Origin of the sequence: Algoriphagus lutimaris, from assembly GCF_017051705.1 — a bacterium.
GTDB lineage: Bacteria > Bacteroidota > Bacteroidia > Cytophagales > Cyclobacteriaceae > Algoriphagus > Algoriphagus lutimaris.
On the sequence record NZ_JAFIDJ010000002.1, the window covers coordinates 426,988 to 453,095 of the forward strand.

Genomic DNA, 26,108 nt, shown 5'->3' on the forward strand with positions numbered 1-26,108 from the left:
CTAAAAATAGAATAATCCCTAATTTCGCAACCATGATTAAAACGATCCTTCAAACAACTTTGGTATACATGGCTTTGCTATTTGTTGGCAATGCCTTTGGCCAAGATGTACAAATAGAGCTGGGTCCTGATGAAATTGGATTAAATGAAACGTTTACCATTAAAGTAACATTATCCAATGATAAAATAAAGTCATACGACCAGTTTCCAGATATCCCAAGCTTTCAAAAACAAGGTATTTCGCAATCATCTTCCATGAACCTGATCAATGGACAGATGAGTAGCTCCAATAGTATTATCCAATATTATAAACCTACCCGTAAAGGGGACTTTACTTTACCTTCTTTTGACATCTTGATCAATGGGAACGCTTATTCTTCCCCTGGGAAAACTATCACAGTGGGAGATGCTTCCAGCGCCTCTTCGTCAAGAGTGCCAGATCCTTTTGCTGATTTCTTTGGTAGGTCTTCCCCATCCGAGGAACCGGAATATGTGGAATTAGAGGATGATGCATTCTTTTCTTTAGCTGTGGATAAGGAAGAGGTCTATGTAGGGGAAGGATTTAATCTAAGTTTGGCTTTTTATATGTCTGAAGCCAACCAAGCTCCTTTTCAATTCTATGAACCGGGCAGGCAATTAGATGAGATTCTGAAAAAAGTAAAGCCTACCAATGTTTGGGAAGAGAATTACAATATTACCAATATTGAGCCGGAACAAGTCACGATCAACGGCAAGCGTTGGACTAGGTACAAGGTATTTGAAGCGACTTTCTTCCCTTTTTCAGAGGGAGAAATAGAAATCCCTAGAATTTCTTGGGAAATGATCAAATATCGAGTGGCCAAAAACCCTACGTTTTTTGGATCCAATAGACAGGAGGATTTCAAAACTTTTTATTCCAGTGCCAAAAACATCAAGGTAAAACCCCTTCCACCTCACCCTTTAAGGAATGAAGTAAGTGTAGGTGAATATCAAATACGAGAGAATATTAAAAATATTGAAGTAGAAACAGGGCAGGGCTTTGATTATAATTTCGGGATCAGCGGAGTAGGGAATATTAATGCTATTCAAGCCCCTAGAAGACTCTCAACGGCTCATCTCAACACGTATGATCCCAATGTACGCCAACAGATCAATCGTGGCTACGGAAGGGTTTCAGGGATCAAAGAATTCAATTATTACATTACGATCAACGAAGCTGGGGACATTGATTTGGCAGACCATTTTGAATGGATTTATTTCGATCCCTCAAGAGAAGTTTACGACACACTTCGCCCACAGGCAAAAATAAAAGTGGTAGGAGAAAGCAAAGTAAACCAGGCACTATCCAACCAAAGATTAGGTGGGCTATATGATCGAATTGATGTAGAGGACAATAGGTTTTTAAACGAGCAATATAAATACTATTTTACGACCGCAATCAACGTGCTTTTGCTCGCATCAGTCATATTGTTGGCGGTATTGATTATAAGAAAGAAGTAATGGGGAATTCATTTGGTAAGCTATTCAAGATCACCACATTTGGGGAGTCCCATGGAATAGCTTTAGGAGTAACGTTGGAAGGATGTCCTGCAGGACTGGAAATAGATGAGGCAAAGATCCGACAGGAGATGCAACGCCGTAAACCAGGCCAATCCAAAATTACCACACAACGAAAAGAAGAAGACGAAATTGAAATTCTTTCAGGAATTTTTGAAGGAAAAAGCACGGGTACACCCATAGGAATCGTCATTCGGAATGCAGATCAAAAAAGTAAAGACTACTCTCATATTTCAGATAAGTTTAGACCCTCTCATGCGGACTATACCTACTTTGAGAAATATGGAATCAGGGATTACAGGGGAGGCGGAAGAAGTAGTGCCAGGGAAACTGCAGCAAGAGTAGCTGCTGGAGCGATTGCAAAACAATTGCTAGATCACTATGGTGTCTCTATTCAGGCATTCGTCTCTCAAGTAGGAAATCTGAAGCTAGAGAAGCCTTATCAGGAAATGGATCTTAACAAGGCGGAGGAAAATATTGTCAGATGTCCTGATCCGGAAATGGCTGATCAAATGATTCAATTGATTGATACTGTTCGTTTAGAGAGGGATACAATTGGAGGTGTTGTTACCTGCGTGATTAAAAAGACACCTGTAGGAATAGGGGAACCTGTTTTTGATCGATTGCACGCTGAGTTAGGCAAAGCAATGCTGAGTATCAATGCAGTCAAAGGATTTGAATTTGGAAGTGGATTCGATGGAGTCAGCATGCGCGGTTCCCAACACAATGACGCATTTTATAAAGAAGAAGGACAGGTAAAGACCAAGACCAATTATTCAGGTGGAATCCAAGGGGGTATTTCCAATGGACAAGACATTTATTTTAGAGTAGCATTCAAACCTGTTGCCACGATCATGCAGGATCAAGAATCCTTGAATGAAGCTGGAGAAACAATCACAGTTTCAGGAAAAGGACGACATGACCCTTGTGTAGTACCTCGTGCAGTACCGATTGTGGAAGCCATGGCTGCATTGGTCATAGCTGATTATATATTATTGGCAAAAAGCAATAAACTTTAAGGCTTAAAGAACTACTAGATGTTAAAAAAAATACCCTTACATACAAAAATAATCATAGGCCTTGTTCTGGGGTTAGTTTTCGGATTGGTCGTCATCAAAACATCAATCCCCAATACGTTTACCTTAGATTACATTAAACCAATAGGAACCATTTTCATCAATTCTTTGAAAATGATTGCCGTTCCTTTGGTTTTCGCCTCTTTGATAGTGGGGGTGTCCAATCTAGGAGATATATCCAAACTAAGTAGAATTGGAGGAAAAACCATCGGAACTTACCTCGTTACCACCGTCATCGCGATTTCTTTTGGTTTAATTCTAGTCAATGTATTTGCCCCAGGTAAAAGCCTTCCTCCTGAAACCAGAGAGAATCTAATGAGCCTTTATGAAGGCGACGCTGGCTCCAGAGTAGGTCAAGCAGCTCAATTACAGCAACAAAGTCCTTTACAGCCTTTAGTAGATATTGTTCCACAAAACATCTTTTTAGCAACCACCGATAATGGCGCAATGCTTCAGGTAGTTTTCTTCGCAATCATCGTCGGTATCTCATTGCTGCAAATCCAAAAATCAAAAGCGGAACCTGTCATCGCATTCTTTGATGGCATGAATGATGTCATCATCCAAATTGTCAATTACATCATGTTGATTGCTCCCTACGGAGTTTTTGCCCTGATGGCTTCATTGATTGTGGAAATAGCCGGAGACAACCCAGACTCTGCAGTACAATTGCTATTTGCATTGCTTAAATACAGCTTAGTCGTAGTGGGAGGTTTGTTCGCCATGATCCTGATTGTTTATCCATTGATCTTGATGGCATTTACGAAAGTGAAATACAAAGACTTTTTTAAAGCTATTCGACCAGCACAGCTCCTCGCATTTTCTACCAGTTCGAGTTCTGCCACGCTTCCAGTCACTATGAAACAAGTAGAGGAAGAATTAGGTGTCTCTGAAGAGGTTTCTAGTTTTGTATTGCCTTTGGGAGCAACCGTAAATATGGATGGAACCAGTCTTTACCAAGGCGTTGCAGCGGTATTTATTGCTCAAGCGTTGGGAATGGATTTATCCTTTTCACAACAATTAATGATCGTGTTGACTGCTACCTTGGCCTCCATTGGATCTGCAGGAGTACCAGGAGCAGGCTTAATCATGTTGATTATTGTTTTGGAATCAATTGGGGTTCCAGCCGCTGGGATCGCATTGATTATTGCCCCAGATAGAATATTAGATATGTTTAGAACCGTTGTCAATGTCACTGGGGACGCTACTGTATGTACGATCGTAGCCAGTACGGAAGGGGAATTGCCAGATGGCTTGATCCGAAAATCCAATCCTTTGACTCCAGACTTGTAACAAAAAAGGCTTCCAAATGGAAGCCTTTTTTGATTTGGATGCCTGCCTTATTTCAAGCTTCCAATCATATCTTCTGGTTTCACCCATTCATCAAACTGCTCATTGGTCAAAAGTCCCAATGCTATGGCAGCTTCTCTTAGGCTAGTACCTTCTTTATGTGCTTTCTTCGCAATTGCTGCTGCATTCTCATATCCAATATGCGGGTTTAATGCAGTCACCAACATCAATGAATTCTCCAAATGTCTCTTGATCATTGGATTGTTTGGCTTAATACCTATAGCACAGTTATCATTAAAGGATACGCAAGCATCCCCAATTAATCTTGCAGACTGAAGGAAGTTTGCAGCAATCAAGGGTTTGAATACGTTCAATTCAAAATGTCCAGTCGCTCCACCGATAGAAATAGCCACGTCATTACCCATCACTTGTGCTGCCACCATAGTCATAGCTTCTACTTGAGTTGGATTGACTTTTCCTGGCATAATGGATGATCCTGGCTCATTTTCCGGGATCAAAATTTCACCAATACCTGATCTTGGTCCTGAGGACAGCATCCTGATATCATTGGCAATCTTCATCAAACTAACTGCTACTTGTTTCAAAGCTCCATGCGTTTCTACCATCGCATCATGCGCAGCAAGGGCTTCAAATTTGTTCGCAGCAGTAATCAAAGGCAAATCAGAAATATCCGCTATTTTTTGAGCAACCAATTCAGCATATCCTTGTGGAGTATTCAGACCAGTACCTACAGCAGTTCCTCCAAGAGCTAATTCTGAAAGATGGGGCAACGTGTTCTTAATCGCTTTGATTCCATGGTCCAGCTGAGCTACATAACCGCTAAATTCCTGACCTAGGGTAAGAGGCGTTGCATCCATGAAGTGGGTACGACCAATCTTCACCACTTTTTTAAAGGATTCAGCTTTATCATGAAGCGTATCTCTTAATTTTTGAATTCCAGGCAAGGTTGTTTCTACAACCATTTTATAGGCAGCGATGTGCATCGCTGTAGGATAAGTATCATTAGAAGATTGAGACTTATTTACATCGTCATTCGGATGTATTTTCTTTTTAGCATCCTCCAGTGATCCTCCTAACAACACATGGGCGCGATAAGCAATCACCTCATTCGCATTCATATTGGACTGGGTACCAGAGCCTGTTTGCCAAACTACCAATGGAAATTGATCATCTAGTTTTCCTTCCAAAATCTCATCACATACTTGACCAATGATTATAGCTTTGTCTTTATCCAAAACCCCTAGCTCAGCATTGGTAAATGCAGCAGCCTTTTTCAGAACGGCAAATGCTCTAATAATTTCAATAGGCATTCTATTTTTCTCACCACCAATTTTAAAATTGTTGATAGATCGCTGAGTTTGGGCTCCCCAATATTTATCAGCAGGCACCTCTACAGGTCCCATGGTATCATTTTCGATTCTAATGCTCATATTTTTGGAATATTGAATTGATTTTCGCCGCTAAATTAACCTCTGACTTCTTTTTTCCCTAGTTTGGATTCATTTAATCCTTCAATTGGAAATTGATCAGCTGATGGAATATCTTTCTGGAAGCCCTAACCTGCCGTTGGAAGAAATACATCGCTAATCCATAATTCCCCAAACCCAAGGCCAAGCAAATTGCTCCGTAATTGTATTGATGGATTAATGCAAAAAAGTAAACTGTAAAGGCTGCCAAAATAAAAGACCAAAATGCTAGGAAGAATATAGCTCCCGGAAATAATCTGTATTTCAGAAAAATGATACTTCCTCTTGGAGTTTCCTCTACCTGACCCAATACCAATGGCAAAAAGGTATCTCCCTTATCCACTACTTTTGATATTCTAAAGCCTTTTTGACCCACCATACCATTGAAAAGGATCTTTTTGTTACTTCTTGTCCTTTGGTCCAGGTAATTCACTTCAGCCGTCACCCGAATTAAGTGCCCCAAGACCTCTTGCTTACTCAAAGCACTAACTAAGGTTTCAGAATGGTATGGTAAAAGTTTCACGTTGTTTTATTTCACTGCAATACAAGAAATCTCCACATTCACATTTTTAGGAAGCTTACTTACTTCAACTGTTTCTCTTGCAGGTGGGTTTACTTTAAAATATTGACCATAGGCTTCATTGATCGTACTGAACTCATCCATACTTTTAATGAAAATGGTGCATTTAACCACATCAGCAAATGAGAAATCTGCTGCTCGTAACACCGCTTCCAAGTTTTTCATGACAGCATGGGTTTCTTCTGTGATATTCTCATTGATCAACTCCCCTGTATCCGCATCTAAAGGAATCTGACCGGATACATAAAGCGTATTTCCTGCAAGTACCGCTTGAGAATAAGGTCCTATAGGAGCTGGAGCTTCTTTCGTGAAAATTATTTGATTTGCCATTTGTTAAATTACTTATGGGGAATAGAATTAAATATTGTTGAACTAACTAGTAGTATCTCACTGCTTTTTTGCTTCATTCCAAAAAACATCCATTTCAGCTAAGGTCATATCTGCTAAGCTTCTCCCTGAATTTCGGGCAGCATTTTCCAGGTACTGAAATCTTTTAATAAACTTCAGGTTTGTCCTTTCTAACGCTTCTTCTGGATTGATGTCTATAAAACGGGCATAATTTATTAGGGAAAACAACAAATCCCCAAATTCACCGGTGGCCTTTTCCTGATCAACATCCAATCCATTAGCGGCATTGAATTCCTCCTTAAATTCCTGCATTTCTTCTTCCACCTTTTCCCAAACTTGGCTTTTCTCTTCCCAATCAAAGCCTACTCCTCTTGCTTTTTCCTGAATTCGCATTGACTTGATCAAAGCGGGAAGAGATCTTGGAACACCACCTAAGACCGAAGTATTACCCTTTTCTTTCAGTTTAATTTTCTCCCAATTTTGCTTTACCGCTTCTTCATCATCCGCTTGGGTATCTCCATAGATATGGGGGTGCCTTCTGATCAATTTCTCGCACAAGGAATCGATAAGGGTCTTTATATCAAAATTACCTTCCTCTGAACCTATTTTGGCATAGAAAACAATGTGCAACAAAATATCTCCTAGTTCCTTCTTGATCTCGTCTGGATTCCCTTCCAAAATGGCATCGGATAACTCAAAGGTTTCCTCTATGGTTAAGTGCCTTAGACTCTCCGTAGTTTGCTTTTTATCCCAAGGGCATTGCGCACGAAGCTCATCCATGATGGTCAATAATCTATCAAAAGCAGCCAATTGCTGGGCTCTGGTACTCAAATTTGTCATTCCGAAGGAAACTAAGCTAGAATTGTGGACGTTTTCGAAGTAAAGCTTTAAATTTGCGCAAATTTATCCGTTATGGCAACTGTATATCTAACTCTGGGCTTTGTGGCGTTGTTCTTCATTTTGATGTCGGTAAGGCTGATTTTCTTAAAGAACGGTGAGTTCAAAGGCACCTGTGCTTCACAAAATCCTTATTTGAATAAAGATGGCGAAACCTGCAGCTATTGCGGGAAAACTGTGGATGCGAATAGCAGCTGCGGGAATCCTGACAATGAAGTAGACAAAGTGATGGCCAAATTCAAATAATCATTCAATCTGAGTCTAAGCTTAGAAAATTTCCATTTTTCACACATTAAATTACCCCATACGTGTCGCTAATAAAATCTATCTCTGGAATCAGAGGTACTATTGGAGGAAAAGCTGGCGAGGGACTAACCCCTGTCGATGTTGTTAAATTCACTTCTGCATATGGTGCCTGGGTATTGGAAAATACTGGCAACCCCAAGATTGTGATTGGTCGAGATGCAAGAATTTCTGGCGAAATGGTTTCCAAATTGGTATCAGCCACGCTTCAAGGCATGGGAATTCATGTAATTGATCTAGGCTTAAGCACCACCCCTACTGTGGAGTTTGCGGTTCCTTTGGAAAAAGCTGGAGGAGGAATTATCCTGACAGCCAGTCATAACCCTATCCAATGGAATGCATTAAAATTATTAAACTCTAAAGGAGAATTTATTTCAGATTCAGAAGGGAAAGATATTCTTGTTAAAGCAGAAAAAGAGGATTTCTCATTTGCTGAGGTAAAAAAACTGGGAGACTACACGCTGATTGAAGATTACATTGATCGACATATTCAGCATGTATTGGATTTGGAACTAGTCGATAGAGAAGTGATTGCTGCGCGAAAATTCAAAATTGTAGTAGATGCGGTCAACTCTACTGGCGGTATTGCTATTCCAAAATTGCTCAAGGCATTGGGAGTCACTGAGGTCGAAGAAATGTTTTGCACACCTGATGGACACTTCCCTCACAATCCGGAGCCACTTCCTGAAAACTTACGAGATATTTCCCAAAAATTGGAGAAAGGAAGTTTTGACTTAGGTATTGTGGTAGATCCTGACGTGGATAGATTAGCATTTATCAATGAAGACGGTTCTCCATTCGGAGAAGAATATACATTAGTAGCAGTAGCAGATTACATTCTTTCCAAAACTAAAGGCAATACAGTATCTAACTTGAGTTCCACTCGAGCACTTCGAGATGTGACTGAAAAACATGGTGGAGTTTATACTGCTGCTGCTGTAGGCGAGGTAAATGTAGTCAACCAAATGAAAGCCGTAGAGGCCGTGATTGGAGGAGAAGGAAATGGAGGAATCATTTACCCAGCCTCTCATTACGGAAGAGACGCATTGGTTGGTGTTGGACTATTTTTAACCCATTTGGCAACTTTCGGAAAATCAATTTCAAGATTAAGAGCCACTTACCCAAACTATTATATCTCTAAAAACAAGATCGAGCTTACTCCAGAAATCGATGTAGATAAAATTCTAGTCGAGATTAAGGAAAAGTATAAGAAGCAACCAATCAACGATATTGACGGGGTAAAAATAGAATTTGATAAAGAATGGGTACATTTGCGAAAATCAAATACCGAACCGATCATCAGAATTTATTCTGAGTCTGAGTCCGAGGCTACTGCAGAGCATTTAGCAAAAAAAATCATGCAGGATATCAAGGAAATTGTAAGTGAATCCCTTCTGTGAGAGATTCCTAGATAGTCTATAACCCAAGTATATTGAAGATGAAAGTTTATTTAGATAATGCTGCTACCACAGCGATGGATGATCGAGTGATCGAGGCGATGCTTCCGTTCATGAAGTCCCATTATGGAAATCCTTCATCGGTCCATAGTCAAGGAAGAGAAGTACGTTCAGCGATAGAAAAAGCAAGGAAGAAAGTAGCTGAATTACTAAATACCACTCCATCGGAAATCTTCTTTACTTCAGGAGGCACAGAAGCTGACAATACAGCGATTGTTTGCGGAATTGAAAGTCATGGCATCAAACATGCAATTACCTCTCCTTTAGAACATCACGCGGTACTACATACCTTAGAAGTATGTGAGAAAAAAGGCCTGATCAAGCTAAGCATCCTTGATGTCAATGACAAAGGTGAAATCGATCTATTTCAACTAGAGGAACTCCTTAAAGCCAATCCAAACTCATTGGTTTCTTTGATGCATGCCAACAATGAGATTGGAAACCTTAATGACCTTGAAAAAATCGGAACCCTTTGTAAGGAATATGAAGCATTTTTCCATTCCGACACTGTACAAACTATGGGACATTATACCCATAACCTAAAAGAACTACCGATCAATTCTTTGGTAGCCGGAGGTCATAAATTTCATGGTCCAAAAGGGTCAGGATTCTTATATGTGAATAAGGACAAAAAAATCCATCCATTTATTCATGGTGGTGCCCAGGAAAGAAATATGAGAGGGGGGACTGAAAATGTCATTGGGATCATTGGAATCACCAAAGCCCTTGAATTGGCCTATGAAGAAATGGAAAGTCATCAACAGCATGTTGGGGCGATAAAACAACATTTTATCAAAAGCTTAACAGAAGCTATCCCTGATGTTCAATTTAATGGACTTTCTGCAGAGATGGATAAATCTTTGTATACGGTATTGAATGTGAGCCTTCCTCCTTCTGAAGCCAATAGAGGAATGTTATTGTTCAACCTAGATTTAGAAGGAATTTCAGCATCTGGCGGATCTGCTTGTAGCTCCGGAGCTACTGTTGGTTCCCATGTATTGAGAGCTTTAAATCATAATCCTGAACGCGATGCAGTAAGATTCTCCTTTAGTAGGTTTAATACCATTGAGGAGGTTGATTACACCATCTCTAAATTAAAAGAATTATACACCATAGAGGTTTAACAAAAAAGGAGCTTTTAAAAGCTCCTTTTTTGTTACTTCTCCGTCATTAAAACTGAAGGCTTGTATCCAATGGAATAAGGGGTCCAAATTTCATAGATAGGATTTCCAGTGGAACTCTTCCCAGAATGATGCCACTCTCCATCTACTACTTCATAATCAAATCCTAAATTTGCTCCTACTCTACTATCATCTCTAGAAAAGAATGTAATACTTTCTACATATTTTCCATTCTCTGCAGAATAGGTTCCGCCTCCTGATCCTGAAAATTCCTTCGTTTCTGAATTAAATGCAACCCACTGGAATCTTCCTCCTGCTAGAATCTTGATAGTTCTTCTAGCCCCTGGAGTAGATCTCGAAATCTCCCCACCCCTTTTTCTTCCGGTAATCACCCAATTCCCAGTTAAATCATCTACTTTTTCAGGCAATTTCTCCCAGATTTCCACCAACATTCTTCCATTTATTTCTGAAGAGATTACCATCTTGCCATTGGTCAAGTCCAATTGATATTTATTAGTAGTACCCACTTGAAATGGATCCAAGGTAAAAAAGTCAAGTGTTTCATAATAAACCCCATCCTCGAATCTATATGGACCTCCTCCTGCACTTATGAAGTGATTATCGACCACCTTCTTCGCCCCAAAGGCAAAGTAATTGTCTTGATAGATTTTCACATATTCCTCATCTTCAACCTCTGCACCATTTTGGTGTGTAAGCTTCCACGCACCATTTAAATCTTGGGCATTTACCCATCCAAAAAGGAAAAGCAAAGGAAGGAAAGCAAATTTTTTCATGGTATTTAGGGTTTAAAAATTTCTTTATTCTGAAAATTCACCAAGAATTTGGACAAAACCAATCATTTCTATCTTAATTACCGAGTAATTTGATAGAATATCCATCAAAAGTCATGAAAAAATATACGTTGGGATCCTCAAAAGAATCAGTTTTGGAAATGATTCCTGAACAGTCGGTTAAAAAGATCATTCTAGGAGACAAAAATATAACCCTAGTGAGAGTCACTTCTAACTTTTATGCATTTCAAGGATATTGCCCCCACAGAGGAGCCCCTTTATATCAAGGCTCCTTAAATCACATGAATGAAATCATTTGTCCTTTGCACCAATACCGATTTGATGTACGGTCTGGAGAGGTAAAAGCCGGGGCATGTCCAGATCTGGAAACCTTTCCAACTCAGCTGACAGATAAAGGACTAGAAATTTCTATACCTTAATGCAATTTGGATCCATTGGGGACGGTTTGATCCACGGTAGCCAAAATAATTCCTCCATCCTCGGCAGTAAAACCTGTTACCAATACTTCTGACATAAAATCGGCAATTTGCCGAGGCTTAAAATTACAGACACAGATCACTTGCTTCCCAATTAAATCTTCCGGTTTATAATGAATCGTGATTTGAGCAGAAGATTTTTTTATCCCAATTTCCTCTCCCAGATCAATCCAAATTTTATAGGCAGGTTTCCGGGCTTTTTCAAAAATTTCTGTACGTATTATTGTCCCAATAATCAGTTGAATTTTGTCGAATTCTTTATAGTCAATCGTTTGCATAGACAAATTTTTTTATAATTTTAGGAACCTTTTGCAAATTCTGTAGTTAACCTAATAAGAACACTATTTTAAAAATGTCCACAAAACCTTTATTTCCTTTTAAGAAAATCGGCTTTTTAGCATTAACCATGATTGGATTATGCCTAATCGCAGATGAATCTTTTGCCCAAAGCGAGCAGGAAAAGGTGGATTTGGAAAATGCAAAATCTTCTGATAGACCAATTTTAGAAGATCAGATTCAAAATTCTGAAAATATTTCTCCTAAAATATTGGCCCCTAAGATTATTACAAATTCTCCCAATAAAGTAGCTGTGAAAAGAGATTTACCTGCTGGGGGTGTAGACAAAGAAATCAAGAAAGAGGAATCTGTTCCATCTACTTTATCCTTTAATATATTTCTATATATCGTGGATAAATTCAAAGCTGATTAAGCTAACTTCAATAGTTAAAATGGAAGAGGCATTTATGCCTCTTTTTTTATTTTAGACTATTTTACTTTTCTGAGATAAATTTCTCGAGATCACTTAGCTTCAACATACCTTCGTAATAAGCTCGTCCAAATACCGCAGCTCCAAGCCCAATATCTCTCAATCGTTTGAAGTCATCAATATTCCTAACCCCTCCACTTGCAGCAATATTAAGATTCGGGAATTTTTTAACCAGCTGCTTATACAACTCAAAATTTGGACCTTGCATTACCCCATCTCTTGTCACATCAGAGCATTTCAAGTATTTTAGACCTCTTTCGTAAAAGAAATCAATATGATCATAAAGGTCTATCTCAGTTTTCTTTAACCAACCTTTAATTTTTATTTTTAGATCTTCCGGATTGGTATCTGCTGCCAGATAAATTTTTTCGCGACCATAGGAAAGGATAAATTGACCGAACCGCTCCGGGTAATTGGCGGCCGCAGAGGCAATAGTAACAGTCTTTGCACCAAATTCAAAACATTTAATCACATCTCCATCAGTGGAAATCCCCCCAGTAAAATCTACCTTCAGGTTTGTATAACCAGCTATGGCTTCCAAAATATGGTAATTTTTAGGCTCTCCTCTTCTAGCTCCATCCAAATCTACTAAATGAAGCCGCTCTATTCCGATAGACTCAAAGTCCTGTGCGATTTCAAGAGGATTATTGGAAATAGCCTCTTCAGTAGAAAAATCGCCCCTCTTTAAGCGGACGCATTTGCCATTAATTAGCCAAATCGATGGAATTATTTCAAACATGAGTTAAAATTAAAAGAGTATGATTCGAATTGTAGTAGGAAACTTTTGCATAAAGATAATACAGAAGTACCAATCCTATCCTTCGATCGTCGAAATCTAGTGAAAATTCAAACGTATTTTGATGAAACAGGCATAAATCCTAAGACTATTGGATTTTTAAACGGGCTATGCGGCCGTTTGATCCCGAAGCCCATATTGTTCCTTCCGCATGTCCAAGTTTCACAGCATGAAAGCCTTCTGATGAAAAATTTTCCCAGCTGGCACCACCATCTTTTGAGAAATCAGACCCCGTTGGGCCTACGGCTATTAACCAATGGTATTTGGGGAAATACACCACACCTGATCTATATCCCTTTGGCGAAGCTTTCGGAAGTTTCCATTCTTCCTTATTTAAATTGAAAGTAGCAGCTACAGAATTGGTATCTTCCATGTTGAGGTAATCTCCTCCCACTAGAAACACCCCTCCATTTCCAAGATTGGTAAGGGAAAAAATTCCTTTGCTTGCTTCTCCTTGCATTAAAGGAGAATTCCATTGCTTCCAAGTAGTACCTTGATCCGGAGAATAGTGAAGATTTGCTTCAGTACCTCCACTACCTAACCATAGGTTTTCACCATCTGCTATCAAAGAAGAAGCACTTGCTGCAAAACCTGCCTCTCCTTCTTTTGCCGATGGTAAATTGAGTAACGGATACCAAGATTCTCCTTGGTTGGCTGATTGTAGGATCATCCATTTGCCATCGACAGGATCTCCAACAACATATCCCTGGTCTGGATTCGAAAAAGAAATCCCATCCAAAAATGCTGCTTCCTCTTCTTGGTGCTTCAATTCCCAAGTTTTTCCTCCATCGATAGTCTTGTAGATCACAGCAGGTTGGCCTGCAGAAACTACCACCGCCTGCTCTGCATCAAAGGCATGAATGGATCTAAAATCTACAGTATCGAGATCGGAAATTACACCGTGATCCCAAGTAGTTCCTCCATCTAGGGTACGCAACCAAGTTCCGCCACTTCCTGATGCCCAGGCTATTTCATTCGTAACAGGTGAAAGCCCCCTTAAGGAGGCTTTCACAGGTACTTCAAATATTTCCCAACCAAAGGGTTTTTCAGGGACTTTTTTTTCATTTGTCTGGCAGGAAAACAAAATCCCCAAAGACAAAATGGATAAGATTTTTCGCATAGGCGAAATTACGATATATCTACTTTTCTGTATGCTTCAATTAATGCTTTTTCTCCTTCAACTCCTGGATTTGCATTTCCGTGTTCCATGCCACAGATACCTGTAAATCCTTTCTCGTGGATAAACTTAAATACATTACCATAGTTTATTTCACCGGTTCCAGGCTCTTTTCTACCTGGATTATCGCCAATTTGGATATATGCAATTTCATCCCATGTTTTCTGCATAGTGGCGATGAGATTCCCCTCGTTTCGCTGCATATGGTAGATGTCATATAAGATCTTACAAGCTGGACTATCAACGGCCTTGCATATCATATAAGACTGGTCAGCATGCCTTAAAAACAAGTCAGGATTATCACTCAAGGGCTCCATTACCATAACCAACCCATGAGGCTCAAATATCTCAGCAGCTCGCTTATATGCCTCAATCACATTTCCGGTTTGCACTCCTATTGGTAAGTTTCTTTCGAAATATCCCGGTACTACTGTCATCCATTTCGCATTTACACGCTTGGCGACTTCTACTGATTTTCTACAGGTATCAAGAAAATGATCCATAAACTCTGGTTTTCCAGAAGTCAATGAAACTTTCCAATTATCTCCTCCATCAACCACAAACACGCCCATCCGCATATCCAATGATTCCATCGTTTTTGCGATTAGTGTCTGATCCTCAATGGATCTTCCCAGCATCCCATTGTCTTCCAATGATCTAAACCCCTGATCCGCCATAAACTTGAGTTGATCGACGAATCCTCCTGGCGCCGAATTTCGGAACATTCCAAAATGAGGTGCAAAATCCATATTAAATGTGGGTTCAGCTTTGACAGAATTACTAGCAAAGGAAGGCAATACGGCTCCAGTGGCCAAAGTCAATGCTGAACTACTCAACCCTAGATTTTTTAAAAACTTTCTTCTTTGCATGTTTAGACCGTTTTAGTTTTACCAGGAATAGCATGTGGATAGAATCCATCTGCATTTGGAACCAATTTAGGGGTTGCATCCCAAGCCAAGGTATCTGGGAATAGGTTAATATCTGAATTGATCGCCTCTTCCATGGTGATCACTTTGCCAGAATAGGTCGCATATCTACCCAAAATAGATGTCATCGTACTTCTTGCTCCATTTTCAGCATCAGCAAATTTGTATTCCCCATTGACGATAGCCGCCCATAGCTCATTATGCTCTTGTTGATATGGATTGATATTGTTCTCACGATCATGCTCGTACAATTTCTTTCCAGTATAATCGGTCAATACACCATGGTTACCTGCACTTAAATACGCGGTTCCTTTTGTTCCTTGGAAAGTCTCATCTACACGGTTAGCAGCACCTGGAAAATGACGACACTCACTGTGAATTACAGTTCCGTCTTCGTAAGTAAATTGTACCGTATGGTGGTCAAAAATTTCACCAAACTCTTTTCCTGTTCTCACCATTCTACCACCGGTACCTTCTGCTTTGACAGGATACCCTTTCTTCACCCAGTTTGCCACGTCGATGTTGTGAACATGCTGCTCGGTAATATGATCTCCGCATAGCCAGTTGAAATAATACCAGTTTCTCATTTGATATTCCATTTCGGTTTGCTCAGGCTTACGAGGTCTAACCCATACACCTCCATCATTCCAATATACCTGCCCACCGACGATATCACCGATTTCACCAGCATGGATCTTTGCGATGGTCTTTCTATAATTATCTTGGTAATGTCTTTGTAGACCTACTACCACATTCAGTTTCTTAGCTTTTGCCTCCTCAGCTGCTTTCAATACTTTACGAATCCCGACCGCATCCGTAGCGACAGGCTTCTCCATGAAAATCTGTTTTCCTTGCTTCACAGCTTCCGTAAAATGATCAGGTCTAAATCCTGGAGGTGTTGCTAAAATTACCACATCCGCCTCTGCGATTGCATGTTTGTAAGCATCAAACCCAACGAATTTTCTATCTTCAGGAACATCTACTTTTTCAGCACCATATTTGTCTAAAATTGGCTTTAAACTTCCATCCAATCTATCTCTAAACGCATCAGCCATCGCTACCAATTTGATAGGATGCCCAGTCTCCATTGCCTGGAAAACGGCTCCTGTTCCTCTTCCTCCACAACCGATCAACGCAAGTTTAAGATGAGTTTCAGGGGCAGCATAAGCTCCCGGAACAATGAAAGAATTTGCAGCAAGTACTCCGCCTGTAGCTATTGCTGAAGTTTTGATAAAGTCTCTTCTTGTGTTTTTCATAGTATTGTCATTTCAGGGTTTAATAGTCCGCAATAGGAGCTGCGGTATAGTATGCATTAATTTCTTCGGGACTAGGGGGATTAAGTGGTCTAACCAATCTTAATCCAATAAATGGCGCTTCTGGGAACCACCATTGACTTTTTGGGATTTGAGGATCTAATTGTTTCCATTTTGGATCATTCACAAACCTTTTAGCAGAGCTGACTTCTTCAGCAGGAGTTTTGAAACTTCCTCCTCTTACAATTCGAGGATATAGTTCATCCGAAGGATTCACTGGATTTTTTGAAGGGGAATTTTTGTAGAATTCAGGATCATATTGATCAGCAGTCCACTCTAATACGTTCCCATAAATGTCATAGAGCCCCCATGGATTCGGCTTCTTTTGGCCTACCAAATGGGTCATTCCATCACTGTTCTCTTTAGTCCAAGCATATTCTTCTAATACGGAGGCATCCTCCCCAAAGAAATACTTACTATCAGATCCCGCACGTGCAGCATATTCCCACTCTGCTTCGGTGGGAAGTCTATAAAATATACCAGTTTTCAAATAGAGCCAATGGCAATATTGGATAGCTCCGTATTGAGTCATTCCTATAGCAGGCTTATTTTCTTTACCCATTCCAAAGGTCATATCTAAATACGGAATGCTAGGCCTTGTTAAGCCATCAACAATTTCACCAATCGGTTCTTCTGATATAGCTAACTCATAATTCTTATCTAAAAACAATTCAAATGCGTCCCAAGTGACTTCATGAGTTCCCATCCAAAAAGGATCCAATGTCACCTCATGGACAGGCTTTTCGTCTGCATTAGCACTAATGGAAGACCCCATTTTGAATGTTCCTCCCTCTATAGGAGCCATGTCAAATACAACAGGAGTTCCAGGGATTTTTTGACTATAGGGTTCAAATATTGGCTTTTCAATGTTGTAAAACGCCAAAATACCGATCAACAAGACCGGAGCAAGTACTCTTTTCATTTTAAATAGTAATCGAAAGAAATTAAGAAGTAAATTAATCAGTAATTATATAAATACATTCAATCTTTTGACAAAAGGAAAGAATAGGATACAATCCCCTTATCTTTTACTAAAAAAAGCAATTTATTATCGACAATCTCACTATTTCTAATATCACCTTTCTCGGAAATACCGGAAACCAATTTGTCTAGATAGGTGAAATCTCCTTTCCCATTTCCTAAAAACACCATCACATGGTTTGCGTCGTACTTTCCATAACGCAGCTTGGTCTGATTCATGTTACCTGCAATAATCAGATCTTTATCTCCATCCCCATTGATATCCTCAAAAATGCTGGTAAATACAGGAGAAAACTGAACCTGAATAGGTAATTTCTTTTCCTCAAATTTACCGGTAGTACCTCTGACAAATAGGGTGGATTTTAATCGATTAATGTATATTTTTTTCGCTCCTTCTCTCTCCTGAGGAGTGAAAATATCATCAGTTTTAACAGAAGCAAATGATTTAAAGTCCAAGTATCTCTTTTTCAAAAAATTAACCTGACCCAATAATTCATCCCGACTAATAGTAGGATATCGTTCTGTTCCAATATATGAACTCAATAAGGCATCGATAGAACCATTGCCATCAAAATCCTTGTAAAGCAGCTCGGCAGGTTCTTGGTCAGAAACTTTCAATTGGGAATTCAATCCAAGATTCCCAGCAAAAATATCCATCTGACCATCCCTATTAAAATCATCAATGGTTAAATTATTCCAAAAACCAATCTCTGGCTGATCAAAGAAATCTAAAGTTTTGTCTTGTATTTTACCTGGCTGAACTCCAAACACTTTTATTGGCATTGCTTCTCCTACTACTACCAATTCAACAACTCCATCTTGGTCTAAGTCCGCTACTTGAGCATCAGTTACCATCCCCAATTCCATGAATCCAGGAGCCAACGTAGAAGTTTGATCTTTAAACTTACCACTACCATCATTAACTAAAAGCCTAGATCCAGGAGACAACGGATATTGACCTGGAACCACTCTTCCACCAACATACAAATCCAAAGCTTGGTCTTGATTGAAGTCAAATGCTACAATAGTACCTGTTGCAAAGTTTTCTACTGGTAGAGCATTGGAAGAAAGGTTAAAATTACCTTTCCCATCATTGAGGTATAAACGGTCGGCTAACCTAGAGTCAGATTCAGTAAAATCGAAAACTCCACCGCTGCCTACGTACAAATCAATAAACCCATCTCCGTTCGCATCAAATGCAATCGCATCAGAATCTTCGGAGGCTTTTGAAGCTATAAATGCAGAGGAATCGACTTTGTTAAAGCTCCCTGATTGGCTTTGGAAGTATAGTCTTCCACTAATCCCAACTCCACCACCTACAAATAGGTCCGCTAATCCATCTCCATTGAAATCCTGTGCCACCAAAGCTTTCCCATTGCCTGAAATCTGATTGGTTAAGAGAGGCTGCCTCTTAAAATCATTGATTTGCTTTCCTCCAGGAATCTCGAAGGTATTAGAAGCTTTAAAAATGCTTTTAGAAGAAGAAATACTCGAATTGGAAGACTTTCCGCTGTCAGATTGGTTGAGTACTAACTTTTGATTAACCTGTACATTGATTTCCTTTGATTCCCTACCATCTGGCCAGGAAACTACCAGAGAATCCACTTGGGAAACTTGTCCTAGACCAAAATGTAAAATCGGACTTACAGAGGATTGAAAACCTCTGTGAATGTTTTGTTCCAGAAACTGGATTTTTCCTTGACTATAGAGTTTGACCGAAGCACCTAAGGCAAGGGAATTCTGATCATCCCCAACTAGCTTCACTTGAAGGAAATTTGTCTGGTCTTTTTCAACGCTGAGGTTTTGATAAACAAAAGCTTTAGAGTTGATATTATTAATGACTAAATCCAAATCTCCGTCATTATCCAGGTCAGCATAGGCCACTCCATTACTATTGGCAGGTTGATTTAACCCCCATTCTTTTGTAACATTTTCAAAAGTCAGATTTTTGTTATTTCTATAGGTATAATTTGTCAAATTGGAGGAAGGCATATTCTTCACCATATTCAGCAAATCCTCTCTCTTCAATTTACCACCAGAAGTTTGCACGTAATTATCCATATACTTTAAGAAATCCATATTATTATAATCCCTCAAGTACCCATTACTTACAAATAGGTCTTTCCACCCATCATTATCGAAATCAGCAAATAAGCTAGCCCAACTCCAATCTGTATTGGATATTCCGGCCACTTGACCAATTTCATAAAAAGTACCATCTCCATTATTTACATGCAGCATGTTACGCATGTATTGATGGTGAAAGCCTTTTCTCACATTCAAATCAAAAACTTCATAATTATCAGGAGCCAGCAATAATTTTTGACGGGTATTATCTTCTGGCATCATATCCAAAGTCATGACATCTAACAGGCCATCGTTATTGATATCAGCGATATCATTTCCCATGGAAAAATTGGAAACATGATCCATCATTTCCAAAATTTGATCTTTAAATGTACCGTCCTTTTGATTGATGTATAGATAATCCGGAATGGTGTAATCATTCCCAATGTAAATATCTGGCCAGCCATCTCTATTTATGTCTGATATAGCCAGTCCTAGTCCATAGGATAGGCTGCTACTAGAAATCCCAGCTTTTTCAGTGATTTCTACAAACTTACCATTTTGATTTTCAAAAAGCTGAGGTCCTGCTTCATGCTTTTGTTTTAAAGCGGACTTGGTCACAGAAACATCGAGGATCTGAGTTGATTTTGTATTATGATTTAAGAGAAATAGATCTAAATCCCCATCACGATCAAAATCGAAAAAACTTGCTGAAGTACTAGGAGAACCAGAAGCAATCCCATATTCCTCAGCCATTTCCTGAAAAATCGGAATCCCATTTTCGTTGTTTCCCTGATTGACAAATAATTGGTTTTTCCTTTTATCGGGCCTCAAATTTCCCGAATAACAGAGATAAATATCTAACTGCTTATCTCCATTGATATCTACAAAAGTGACCCCCGTCTTCCAGGGCCCAGGTCTACCTTCCGTTCCAGAAATTTTTGATATCTCCTGAAATTTAAACTCCCCTTTGTTGAGGTAGAGTTGATTTCCCGAAACATTGGCGGAAAAGTAAATGTCTTCCAATCCATCTCCATTCAAATCTCCAACTGCAACTCCACCTCCATTGTAGAGGTATTCGTACATAAGGACATTGAGATTAAGAGATTCATTCAGGGTATTTTGAAAATTAATTCCTGAATCGGTTGAATTTATTAGTTTAAAAAGAGGTGGTGAAGATGGTTCTTCTAATTGCTCGACTTCTGAATTATTGGAACAAGAAAAAAAAATGGATAGGGATATTATGGTAAGGTAGGGGACTAATTTTTTCATGTGTTAATAACAGTCTTTCAGAGGCCACATTTGCCTGACGGCATAAAGTTAGAATCTTGCAAAAAGTAGTTGATATCCGATTGGGCATAATTGTCTTTATGCTTGATTTCATAACCAATTTAAAGAACCAAGCCACCTAAAAAGGTGGCTTGGAGTTTTTGAAACTTATTCGAATCCTGGATTCTGTACCAGAAGCGTGTTTCTGTTTAATTCATCCCTTAATATCGGAATATAATACATCTTATCTAACCAAGTTCTGTTTTCTTTACCTGGATCTATAGGAACTACTTTGTAAACATAGTTATAGATTTCAGGATCATATCTATACAGAGAGTTAGTCGCTCCAGGTTTCAATGTACCTGTAATACTAATTGTATTCGCTTTTCTTCCCAAAGTCTCTTCTGCAATCATCCAACGACGAGCATCATGGTATCTTTGTTCTTCATAAGCCATTTCGATTCTTCGCTCGTTTCTATAATCCTCCATCAATTCTTCACCACTGGAGGTTAATGCAGGCTGACCTACTCTAAATCTGATCTGGTTCAACCAAGCTCTTGCTTCATCTTCCTGACCTAATTCTAAGGATGCCTCTACATAATTCAATACAGCTTCAGTATATCTTAAGATTGGCCATGGAACTTCTTGCCAAGTGTTCTGATCTACAATAGCTGGGTCTGGATCGATGAATTTTCTAACATAATAACCTGTGTAGCTACCATTCCAGTCCTCAATAGGGCTGTTTCTAGTGTCCAAACCGAAGTGGGTTACTTTATTACCGGATTCATCAGTTATTTCATAGGTACCTGTTTGGATCTGACCTAGTGGGTCTCTCGCCTGATTAGCTGAAGATCTAGGTTTCCACTGAGCACCATCATACAAAATAGACGCATAGAAACGTGCATCACGATTTTCATATGGATTAGCAGCATGCTCTGGGTTATTCCAGTCAAATTTAGTACCATCCATCATTTCATAATCGTCTACCAATAATTGTACAGGACTATTTCCTGCCCAGTTGTTATATCCATTTGGACCATTGAATAGGCCTTGACGTCCACCGTTTTCCTGCTTTGCATTAATAAAGTATCTCGCCATGATCAATTCATTCTCTCCCCCATTTCTAGATAAGGAATTATTGATATAGTTCTGTATACCTTCCTCATGGGAGACAGGCTCCGAAAGACCGTACAAATTACCAGAGGCTCTATCTAAAACAGCTTTTGCTGCAGCTTGTGCTTGTTGCCATCTTTGAGTTCTATCTCCGCTTGGATAAGCCAATAAATCTAAATCTGAATAACCTGCCAATAGAGAAGATTTAGCAGATGCAGTAGGTCCATCATGTAGGTCACTAGCTGCATATAACAATACTCTAGATTTTAAAGCCAGAGCAGCCAATTCAGAAGCTCTACCCGCAGCCATTGACTTTCCTGCCAACAAAGAAGCTGCATCATCTAGGTCAGAAACAATGAAATTGATAGTTTCTTCCCAAGTATTACGAGGAGCTTCATAGGTTTCCTCACCTAATCCATAAGGTCTATCCACGATAGGAACACCACCGTAATATCTAGCCAATTGCTGATAATAGTAAGCTCTCATGAACTTTGCTTCTCCCAACAATCTATCTACAATACCTCCATCATTTGCGAATTGAGGTTCAGAAAGCTCCTCGATTGCAATATTTGCTCTTCTGATGTAGCTATACATATTACCCCAGAAAATGGTATTGTTTACCCATCCATCATCAGCTGAGTTAGTTCTAGCTTCTGTGATGGTAGTAATACCTCTACCAGGGTGGGTAAAGATGGCTTCATCTGTAAGGGAAGCAAGCATTTGCTCGTCGAAACCGCCATTTCCAAATCCTTGGTAAATACCAGTAACGAAAGCCTCGGCTAGTGCTGGGTCGGACCAAACAGCTGCTTGGGATACTTCCCCTAACGGATCAGTATTCAAGAAATCATTGTTACAGCTCGCAATTGTAAATAGGGCTGTAACGAGTACGAATATGTGTTTTATGTTTCTTTTCATTATTTCGGGTTGTTTAGAATGAAACAGAAATACCTGTGTTAATCACCCTTGCTTGTGGGTAATATTGTCCTGTAGCATTGCTTGATTCAGGATCGTACACTTTTAATTTATCCCAAGTGATTAAGTTCAAACCGTTTACATAAATTCTAGCATTTCTGATTCCAACTTTTTCAGTTAGAGTAGCAGGCAAGTTGTATCCAATCTCCAAGTTTTTCAATCTTAGATAATCAGTTTTTCTGAACCAGTATGTATTTCCGTTAGAATAATATTGATCAGATCTGTTTGCAATTCTTGGGTGCGTGCTGCTTGGATTATCAATAGTCCATCTGTTTTCATAGATATCTAGCAAGTAGTTACCAATGTTACCAGATTCACCAGCACTTACATATTGTCTAGCTCCTAAAGCACCTTGGAATAAAATTGCTAAATCAAATCCTTTCCAATTTGCAGAAATATTCACACCGCCTTGGAATGTTGGAATATTATTTTGATCCATTCTGACACGGTCATCCGGAGTGATTTTACCATCACCATTATAATCCTTATACCTCATATCACCTGGACGAAGATTATTAGTGATCGCAGTATAATCCAAAGATTCTGCATCAATTGACTGCTGATCTGGGAATACTCCATCATATTGGTATACCAAGAAAGTGTTCATTGGACTTCCAGTTGATTGCTGCCATTCTGGAGCACCAGGAGACTCATCCCAGAACAAGATCTTGTTTTTCGCATAACCACCGTTTGCACTGATAGAGTATTGAAATTCTCCTTTACCACCTCTATAGCCCAAGTTTAAGTCAAATCCTTTGTTTTCCACTTCACCGATGTTTTCAGCTGGTAGGGAAAGCCCTGTACTTTGAGGAACTGAGGCATTTCTTTGCCAAAGAATATTGGTTCTCTTGTTATAGAACAAATCAAACTCGAAGAATACCTTACCTTGTAAAAACTGACCTTCAAATCCTAAGTTAGAATTATTAGCCACTTCCCATGTTACGGATGTATTAGGTACTCTTGTTTCAAACAAAGTCTTCGTCTCAGCACCTCCGATGATGTAAGAGCTAAAACCGTAGGTTGACAAGAATTGATATTCCGCAATTTGGTCATTACCCAACTGCCCCCAAGATCCTCTGATTTTGAAGAAATCGAATGTTCCACCTAAAGAGTTTTTCCAGAAATTTTCTTCTGAAACCACCCAACCCAACATGATACCTGGGAAGAAACCAAATCTAGTCTCTTCAGGGAAGATGTAAGATCCATCATTTCTCCATAAGAATTCCGCCAGGTATTTCTCTTTGTAGTTATAGGCAACTCTACCAAAGTAGTTTAAACGAGCTCGTTCAAAAGCACCACCACCGTTGTCTTTCTGCAAGTCACCACCAGCAAACATCTGGTCAATAGCAGTAGAGATAAAGAATCTTCTAAAAGCATTGAAGTTATTTCCTTCTACTGTTTCTCTGTTCACACCGGCTACCACATTAATGGTATGGTCTTCACCAAAGGTCTTATCGTAGCTTAACACTGCTCCTAATAAGATATTCAATTGATTCTCATTTGCTTCTCTCAATCTTGGTTCAGCAGGACCTCTTTTACTTGGTACCAATACTGGAGTTACTCCATCATCTTCAAATCCGTTCCCTAATTGGTACAAAGTCCATGGAATCTCCCATCTTTTAGTATATCTGATATATTTATCAATTGCAGCTGTACCAGTTAATTTCAAACCTTCTACTCCAGGAATCTTAATTTCCAAATTACCTGTAGTTTGGATATAATCTCTTTTATCTCGGTCATAACCAGTCGCATTGGTTGTAATTACCACTGGGTTTTCACCGTTTTCGATATCTGGACCTGGTAATCCATTTGGCCAGTAAGCTGGTTGATTTGGCTTACCTCTCATTTGCATACGGAAGATTGAACCAGCACCTCTGGTTGGGAAGAATCTAAATTCCTCTCTTGCTAAGATCCCTAAACCAACTTTCACATACTTATTTACATTCGCATCCAAATTGATTCTGAAATCATACTGCTTGTAACCAGTAGCTGCATTTTTATAATACGCATCTTGGTTTTGATAACCCAAAGAAGTCAAATACTTGACGTTGTCACTACCGCCTACCAACTGAAGGTTGTATCTGCTTTGAGGAGACCAATTCTTCAACGTGGCATCATACCAATCGGTGTTTGGATAGAACCAAGGATCAGTGCCATTTCTGTACAATTCTAACTCAGAAGGAGTATAAGGAGCAGAACGAACTTGACCATTTGGTCTAGTGTACTCTCCCGTCTGCTTGTAAGCTTCATTAGCAGCAGCCCATTCTGAAGTAGGAAGAGCATAAATATCCAAGTCATTCAACATTTCTGCATATTGAGCAGCATTAGCCAAATCAGGCACTACAGTTGGTTGAGCCCAACCTTGGTTTGCTTGAAAAGTCAATTCTGGTGCTCCAGTGGAACCTCTTTTGGTAGTTACCAAGATTACACCATTCGCAGCTCTAGAACCATAAATTGCAGCAGAAGCATCCTTCAAAACTGAGATATTCTCAATGTCATTTGGATTCAATCGCTGAAGACCACCTGCTCTCGCCGGAATACCGTCAATTACAACTAGTGCTTCATTGTTACCTAAAGTATTACTACCTCTAATTCGAATACCGGATCCATCATAACCTGGCTCACCAGATCTGTTTACCGCAACTACACCAGCCATACGACCAGCAAGAGAGTTGGATAAGTTCATGGCTGGAGATTTCACCAAGTCTTTACCTTTTACGGTGGCTACTGAACCAGTAATTGTTTCTTTCTTCTGCTCGCCATAACCTACTACCACCACTTCTTCTAGAGATTTGGTGTCAGGCAATAAAGTAAGATCAAGAGTTGAACGACTTCCTACCGGAACTTCAAGAGTAGTAAATCCAATAAATGATAATACCAATGTAGCATCATTACCATCTATATTTACACTAAATTTTCCGTCTATATCAGTTACTGTACCTGTGGTAGTACCTTTCACTAATACGGAAACCCCAGGGAGCGGCAAATTATCCTCCCCTGAAATTACGACACCAGACACCTCCCGGGTCTGCGCCAAAACTGAGCCCATTACGCCCAGAAACATTAAAAATGTTAAGCCAAAAAGCTTAAATCGAGTAGAGTTTTTCATACACGGTTATTGGTTTGGGTTGCATTAAAATATTAACTAACAATATTGACTATAAATCTAGGCAAAATCTCACTGTATACTTTTGAAAACTGACTGTATTTTATCTTATTCAATCGATTGCATCGCCAAAAAACGCTCTTTAATTTGTATTTTTAAAAGAATAGTTAGATTATTTTAATAGATATTAAGAAGCTTAATTTAGAAATATTCAATAAAATCATTTTTTTATTGATTTAACTC

At 39.3% G+C, this 26,108-nt stretch carries 22 protein-coding genes; 8 read left to right on the forward strand and 14 right to left on the reverse strand.

The window, feature by feature from the left end; genetic code table 11:
• The first annotated feature begins 32 nt into the window (after positions 1 to 32).
• From JYB62_RS12700 to JYB62_RS12710, 3 genes are read left to right on the forward strand one after another with little or no spacing between them, the layout of a single operon-like run.
• On the forward strand, positions 33 to 1,478 hold the full coding sequence (locus tag JYB62_RS12700; RefSeq protein WP_205645808.1) for a BatD family protein: 1,446 nt from the start codon (positions 33 to 35) through the stop codon (positions 1,476 to 1,478).
• Positions 1,478 to 2,554 (forward strand): chorismate synthase, encoded by a 1,077-nt coding sequence (gene aroC / locus JYB62_RS12705; protein ID WP_205645809.1) that lies wholly within the window; start codon positions 1,478 to 1,480, stop codon positions 2,552 to 2,554. The genes JYB62_RS12700 and aroC overlap by 1 nt, the downstream gene beginning before the upstream one ends.
• A gap of 18 nt (positions 2,555 to 2,572) precedes the next feature.
• Positions 2,573 to 3,901 (forward strand): dicarboxylate/amino acid:cation symporter, encoded by a 1,329-nt coding sequence (locus JYB62_RS12710; RefSeq protein ID WP_205645810.1) that lies wholly within the window; start codon positions 2,573 to 2,575, stop codon positions 3,899 to 3,901.
• A 47-nt stretch (positions 3,902 to 3,948) separates the two neighbouring features.
• Here the strand turns inward: JYB62_RS12710 and fumC are convergent, their stop codons facing one another.
• The 4 genes from fumC to mazG form a co-directional block, all read right to left on the reverse strand.
• Positions 3,949 to 5,349, reverse strand: a complete 1,401-nt coding sequence (gene fumC, locus JYB62_RS12715) for a class II fumarate hydratase (RefSeq protein ID WP_205645811.1) — start codon at positions 5,347 to 5,349, stop codon at positions 3,949 to 3,951.
• Positions 5,350 to 5,422: 73 nt separating this feature from the next.
• Positions 5,423 to 5,908, reverse strand: coding sequence for a hypothetical protein (locus JYB62_RS12720; protein WP_205645812.1), 486 nt, complete (start codon positions 5,906 to 5,908; stop codon positions 5,423 to 5,425).
• A 6-nt stretch (positions 5,909 to 5,914) separates the two neighbouring features.
• On the reverse strand, positions 5,915 to 6,295 hold the full coding sequence (locus tag JYB62_RS12725; protein WP_205645813.1) for a RidA family protein: 381 nt from the start codon (positions 6,293 to 6,295) through the stop codon (positions 5,915 to 5,917).
• A gap of 57 nt (positions 6,296 to 6,352) precedes the next feature.
• Entirely contained in the window at positions 6,353 to 7,153 is an 801-nt protein-coding gene (mazG, locus tag JYB62_RS12730) for a nucleoside triphosphate pyrophosphohydrolase (RefSeq protein ID WP_205645814.1), read from the reverse strand.
• Between the two features lie 72 nt (positions 7,154 to 7,225).
• On the opposite strand from mazG, the gene JYB62_RS12735 reads away from it, so the two are divergent.
• From JYB62_RS12735 to JYB62_RS12745, 3 genes are all read left to right on the forward strand, one after another.
• The gene (locus JYB62_RS12735; RefSeq protein ID WP_008198222.1) at positions 7,226 to 7,456 is read left to right on the forward strand and encodes a hypothetical protein; all 231 of its coding nucleotides are present in this window, start codon (positions 7,226 to 7,228) and stop codon (positions 7,454 to 7,456) included.
• A gap of 62 nt (positions 7,457 to 7,518) precedes the next feature.
• Positions 7,519 to 8,913: a phosphoglucosamine mutase gene (gene glmM / locus JYB62_RS12740; RefSeq protein WP_205645815.1), complete on the forward strand. Its 1,395-nt coding sequence runs from the start codon at positions 7,519 to 7,521 to the stop codon at positions 8,911 to 8,913.
• A gap of 38 nt (positions 8,914 to 8,951) precedes the next feature.
• The gene (locus JYB62_RS12745) at positions 8,952 to 10,094 is read left to right on the forward strand and encodes a cysteine desulfurase family protein (RefSeq protein ID WP_205645816.1); all 1,143 of its coding nucleotides are present in this window, start codon (positions 8,952 to 8,954) and stop codon (positions 10,092 to 10,094) included.
• A gap of 32 nt (positions 10,095 to 10,126) precedes the next feature.
• On the opposite strand, the gene JYB62_RS12750 is transcribed toward JYB62_RS12745, so the two are convergent.
• Complete coding sequence (locus JYB62_RS12750; RefSeq protein ID WP_205645817.1) at positions 10,127 to 10,885, reverse strand: hypothetical protein; 759 nt, start codon at positions 10,883 to 10,885, stop codon at positions 10,127 to 10,129.
• Between the two features lie 113 nt (positions 10,886 to 10,998).
• Between JYB62_RS12750 and JYB62_RS12755 the strand changes: the two genes are divergently transcribed.
• Positions 10,999 to 11,322: a Rieske (2Fe-2S) protein gene (locus tag JYB62_RS12755; RefSeq protein WP_205645818.1), complete on the forward strand. Its 324-nt coding sequence runs from the start codon at positions 10,999 to 11,001 to the stop codon at positions 11,320 to 11,322.
• Here JYB62_RS12755 and JYB62_RS12760 read toward each other — a convergent pair.
• Positions 11,319 to 11,657, reverse strand: a complete 339-nt coding sequence (locus tag JYB62_RS12760) for a tRNA-binding protein (protein ID WP_205645819.1) — start codon at positions 11,655 to 11,657, stop codon at positions 11,319 to 11,321. The two genes, JYB62_RS12755 and JYB62_RS12760, sit on opposite strands and share 4 nt — an antisense overlap.
• Positions 11,658 to 11,731: 74 nt before the next feature.
• On the opposite strand from JYB62_RS12760, the gene JYB62_RS12765 reads away from it, so the two are divergent.
• Positions 11,732 to 12,088: a hypothetical protein gene (locus tag JYB62_RS12765; RefSeq protein ID WP_205645820.1), complete on the forward strand. Its 357-nt coding sequence runs from the start codon at positions 11,732 to 11,734 to the stop codon at positions 12,086 to 12,088.
• 61 nt (positions 12,089 to 12,149) lie between these two features.
• On the opposite strand, the gene JYB62_RS12770 is transcribed toward JYB62_RS12765, so the two are convergent.
• The 8 genes from JYB62_RS12770 to JYB62_RS12805 all read right to left on the reverse strand — a co-directional run bounded on the left by JYB62_RS12770 (position 12,150) and on the right by JYB62_RS12805 (position 25,868).
• Entirely contained in the window at positions 12,150 to 12,884 is a 735-nt protein-coding gene (locus tag JYB62_RS12770; protein ID WP_205645821.1) for a 1-(5-phosphoribosyl)-5-[(5-phosphoribosylamino)methylideneamino]imidazole-4-carboxamide isomerase, read from the reverse strand.
• A gap of 145 nt (positions 12,885 to 13,029) precedes the next feature.
• Positions 13,030 to 14,061: a YCF48-related protein gene (locus JYB62_RS12775; protein WP_205645822.1), complete on the reverse strand. Its 1,032-nt coding sequence runs from the start codon at positions 14,059 to 14,061 to the stop codon at positions 13,030 to 13,032.
• Positions 14,062 to 14,069: 8 nt separating this feature from the next.
• Complete coding sequence (locus JYB62_RS12780) at positions 14,070 to 14,987, reverse strand: hydroxypyruvate isomerase family protein (protein WP_205645823.1); 918 nt, start codon at positions 14,985 to 14,987, stop codon at positions 14,070 to 14,072.
• A gap of 2 nt (positions 14,988 to 14,989) precedes the next feature.
• Positions 14,990 to 16,300, reverse strand: coding sequence for a Gfo/Idh/MocA family protein (locus tag JYB62_RS12785; protein ID WP_205645824.1), 1,311 nt, complete (start codon positions 16,298 to 16,300; stop codon positions 14,990 to 14,992).
• Between the two features lie 19 nt (positions 16,301 to 16,319).
• Positions 16,320 to 17,279: a formylglycine-generating enzyme family protein gene (locus JYB62_RS12790; protein WP_205645825.1), complete on the reverse strand. Its 960-nt coding sequence runs from the start codon at positions 17,277 to 17,279 to the stop codon at positions 16,320 to 16,322.
• A 59-nt stretch (positions 17,280 to 17,338) separates the two neighbouring features.
• On the reverse strand, positions 17,339 to 20,491 hold the full coding sequence (locus JYB62_RS12795) for a VCBS repeat-containing protein (protein ID WP_243431565.1): 3,153 nt from the start codon (positions 20,489 to 20,491) through the stop codon (positions 17,339 to 17,341).
• A 351-nt stretch (positions 20,492 to 20,842) separates the two neighbouring features.
• A complete protein-coding gene (locus tag JYB62_RS12800) occupies positions 20,843 to 22,702 on the reverse strand; it encodes a RagB/SusD family nutrient uptake outer membrane protein (RefSeq protein WP_205645827.1) in 1,860 nt (619 codons plus the stop codon).
• A 13-nt stretch (positions 22,703 to 22,715) separates the two neighbouring features.
• Positions 22,716 to 25,868, reverse strand: coding sequence for a SusC/RagA family TonB-linked outer membrane protein (locus JYB62_RS12805; RefSeq protein WP_205645828.1), 3,153 nt, complete (start codon positions 25,866 to 25,868; stop codon positions 22,716 to 22,718).
• Positions 25,869 to 26,108: the final 240 nt, after the last annotated feature.

Bases quoted from the DNA above. Each gene is read 5' to 3' on its own strand.
- JYB62_RS12735 (WP_008198222.1), top strand. From the start codon at position 7,226: ATGGCAACTGTATATCTAACTCTGGGCTTTGTGGCGTTGTTCTTCATT.
- JYB62_RS12750 (WP_205645817.1), bottom strand. From the start codon at position 10,885: ATGAAAAAATTTGCTTTCCTTCCTTTGCTTTTCCTTTTTGGATGGGTA.
- JYB62_RS12795 (WP_243431565.1), bottom strand. From the start codon at position 20,491: ATGTACGAATACCTCTACAATGGAGGTGGAGTTGCAGTTGGAGATTTG.
- JYB62_RS12780 (WP_205645823.1), bottom strand. From the start codon at position 14,987: ATGCAAAGAAGAAAGTTTTTAAAAAATCTAGGGTTGAGTAGTTCAGCA.
- JYB62_RS12765 (WP_205645820.1), top strand. From the start codon at position 11,732: ATGTCCACAAAACCTTTATTTCCTTTTAAGAAAATCGGCTTTTTAGCA.
- JYB62_RS12725 (WP_205645813.1), bottom strand. From the start codon at position 6,295: ATGGCAAATCAAATAATTTTCACGAAAGAAGCTCCAGCTCCTATAGGA.
- JYB62_RS12785 (WP_205645824.1), bottom strand. From the start codon at position 16,300: ATGAAAAACACAAGAAGAGACTTTATCAAAACTTCAGCAATAGCTACA.
- JYB62_RS12770 (WP_205645821.1), bottom strand. From the start codon at position 12,884: ATGTTTGAAATAATTCCATCGATTTGGCTAATTAATGGCAAATGCGTC.
- fumC (WP_205645811.1), bottom strand. From the start codon at position 5,349: ATGAGCATTAGAATCGAAAATGATACCATGGGACCTGTAGAGGTGCCT.
- JYB62_RS12755 (WP_205645818.1), top strand. From the start codon at position 10,999: ATGAAAAAATATACGTTGGGATCCTCAAAAGAATCAGTTTTGGAAATG.
- JYB62_RS12800 (WP_205645827.1), bottom strand. From the start codon at position 22,702: ATGAAAAGAAACATAAAACACATATTCGTACTCGTTACAGCCCTATTT.
- JYB62_RS12790 (WP_205645825.1), bottom strand. From the start codon at position 17,279: ATGAAAAGAGTACTTGCTCCGGTCTTGTTGATCGGTATTTTGGCGTTT.
- JYB62_RS12745 (WP_205645816.1), top strand. From the start codon at position 8,952: ATGAAAGTTTATTTAGATAATGCTGCTACCACAGCGATGGATGATCGA.
- JYB62_RS12760 (WP_205645819.1), bottom strand. From the start codon at position 11,657: ATGCAAACGATTGACTATAAAGAATTCGACAAAATTCAACTGATTATT.
- JYB62_RS12775 (WP_205645822.1), bottom strand. From the start codon at position 14,061: ATGCGAAAAATCTTATCCATTTTGTCTTTGGGGATTTTGTTTTCCTGC.
- mazG (WP_205645814.1), bottom strand. From the start codon at position 7,153: ATGACAAATTTGAGTACCAGAGCCCAGCAATTGGCTGCTTTTGATAGA.
- JYB62_RS12805 (WP_205645828.1), bottom strand. From the start codon at position 25,868: ATGAAAAACTCTACTCGATTTAAGCTTTTTGGCTTAACATTTTTAATG.
- JYB62_RS12710 (WP_205645810.1), top strand. From the start codon at position 2,573: ATGTTAAAAAAAATACCCTTACATACAAAAATAATCATAGGCCTTGTT.
- JYB62_RS12700 (WP_205645808.1), top strand. From the start codon at position 33: ATGATTAAAACGATCCTTCAAACAACTTTGGTATACATGGCTTTGCTA.
- aroC (WP_205645809.1), top strand. From the start codon at position 1,478: ATGGGGAATTCATTTGGTAAGCTATTCAAGATCACCACATTTGGGGAG.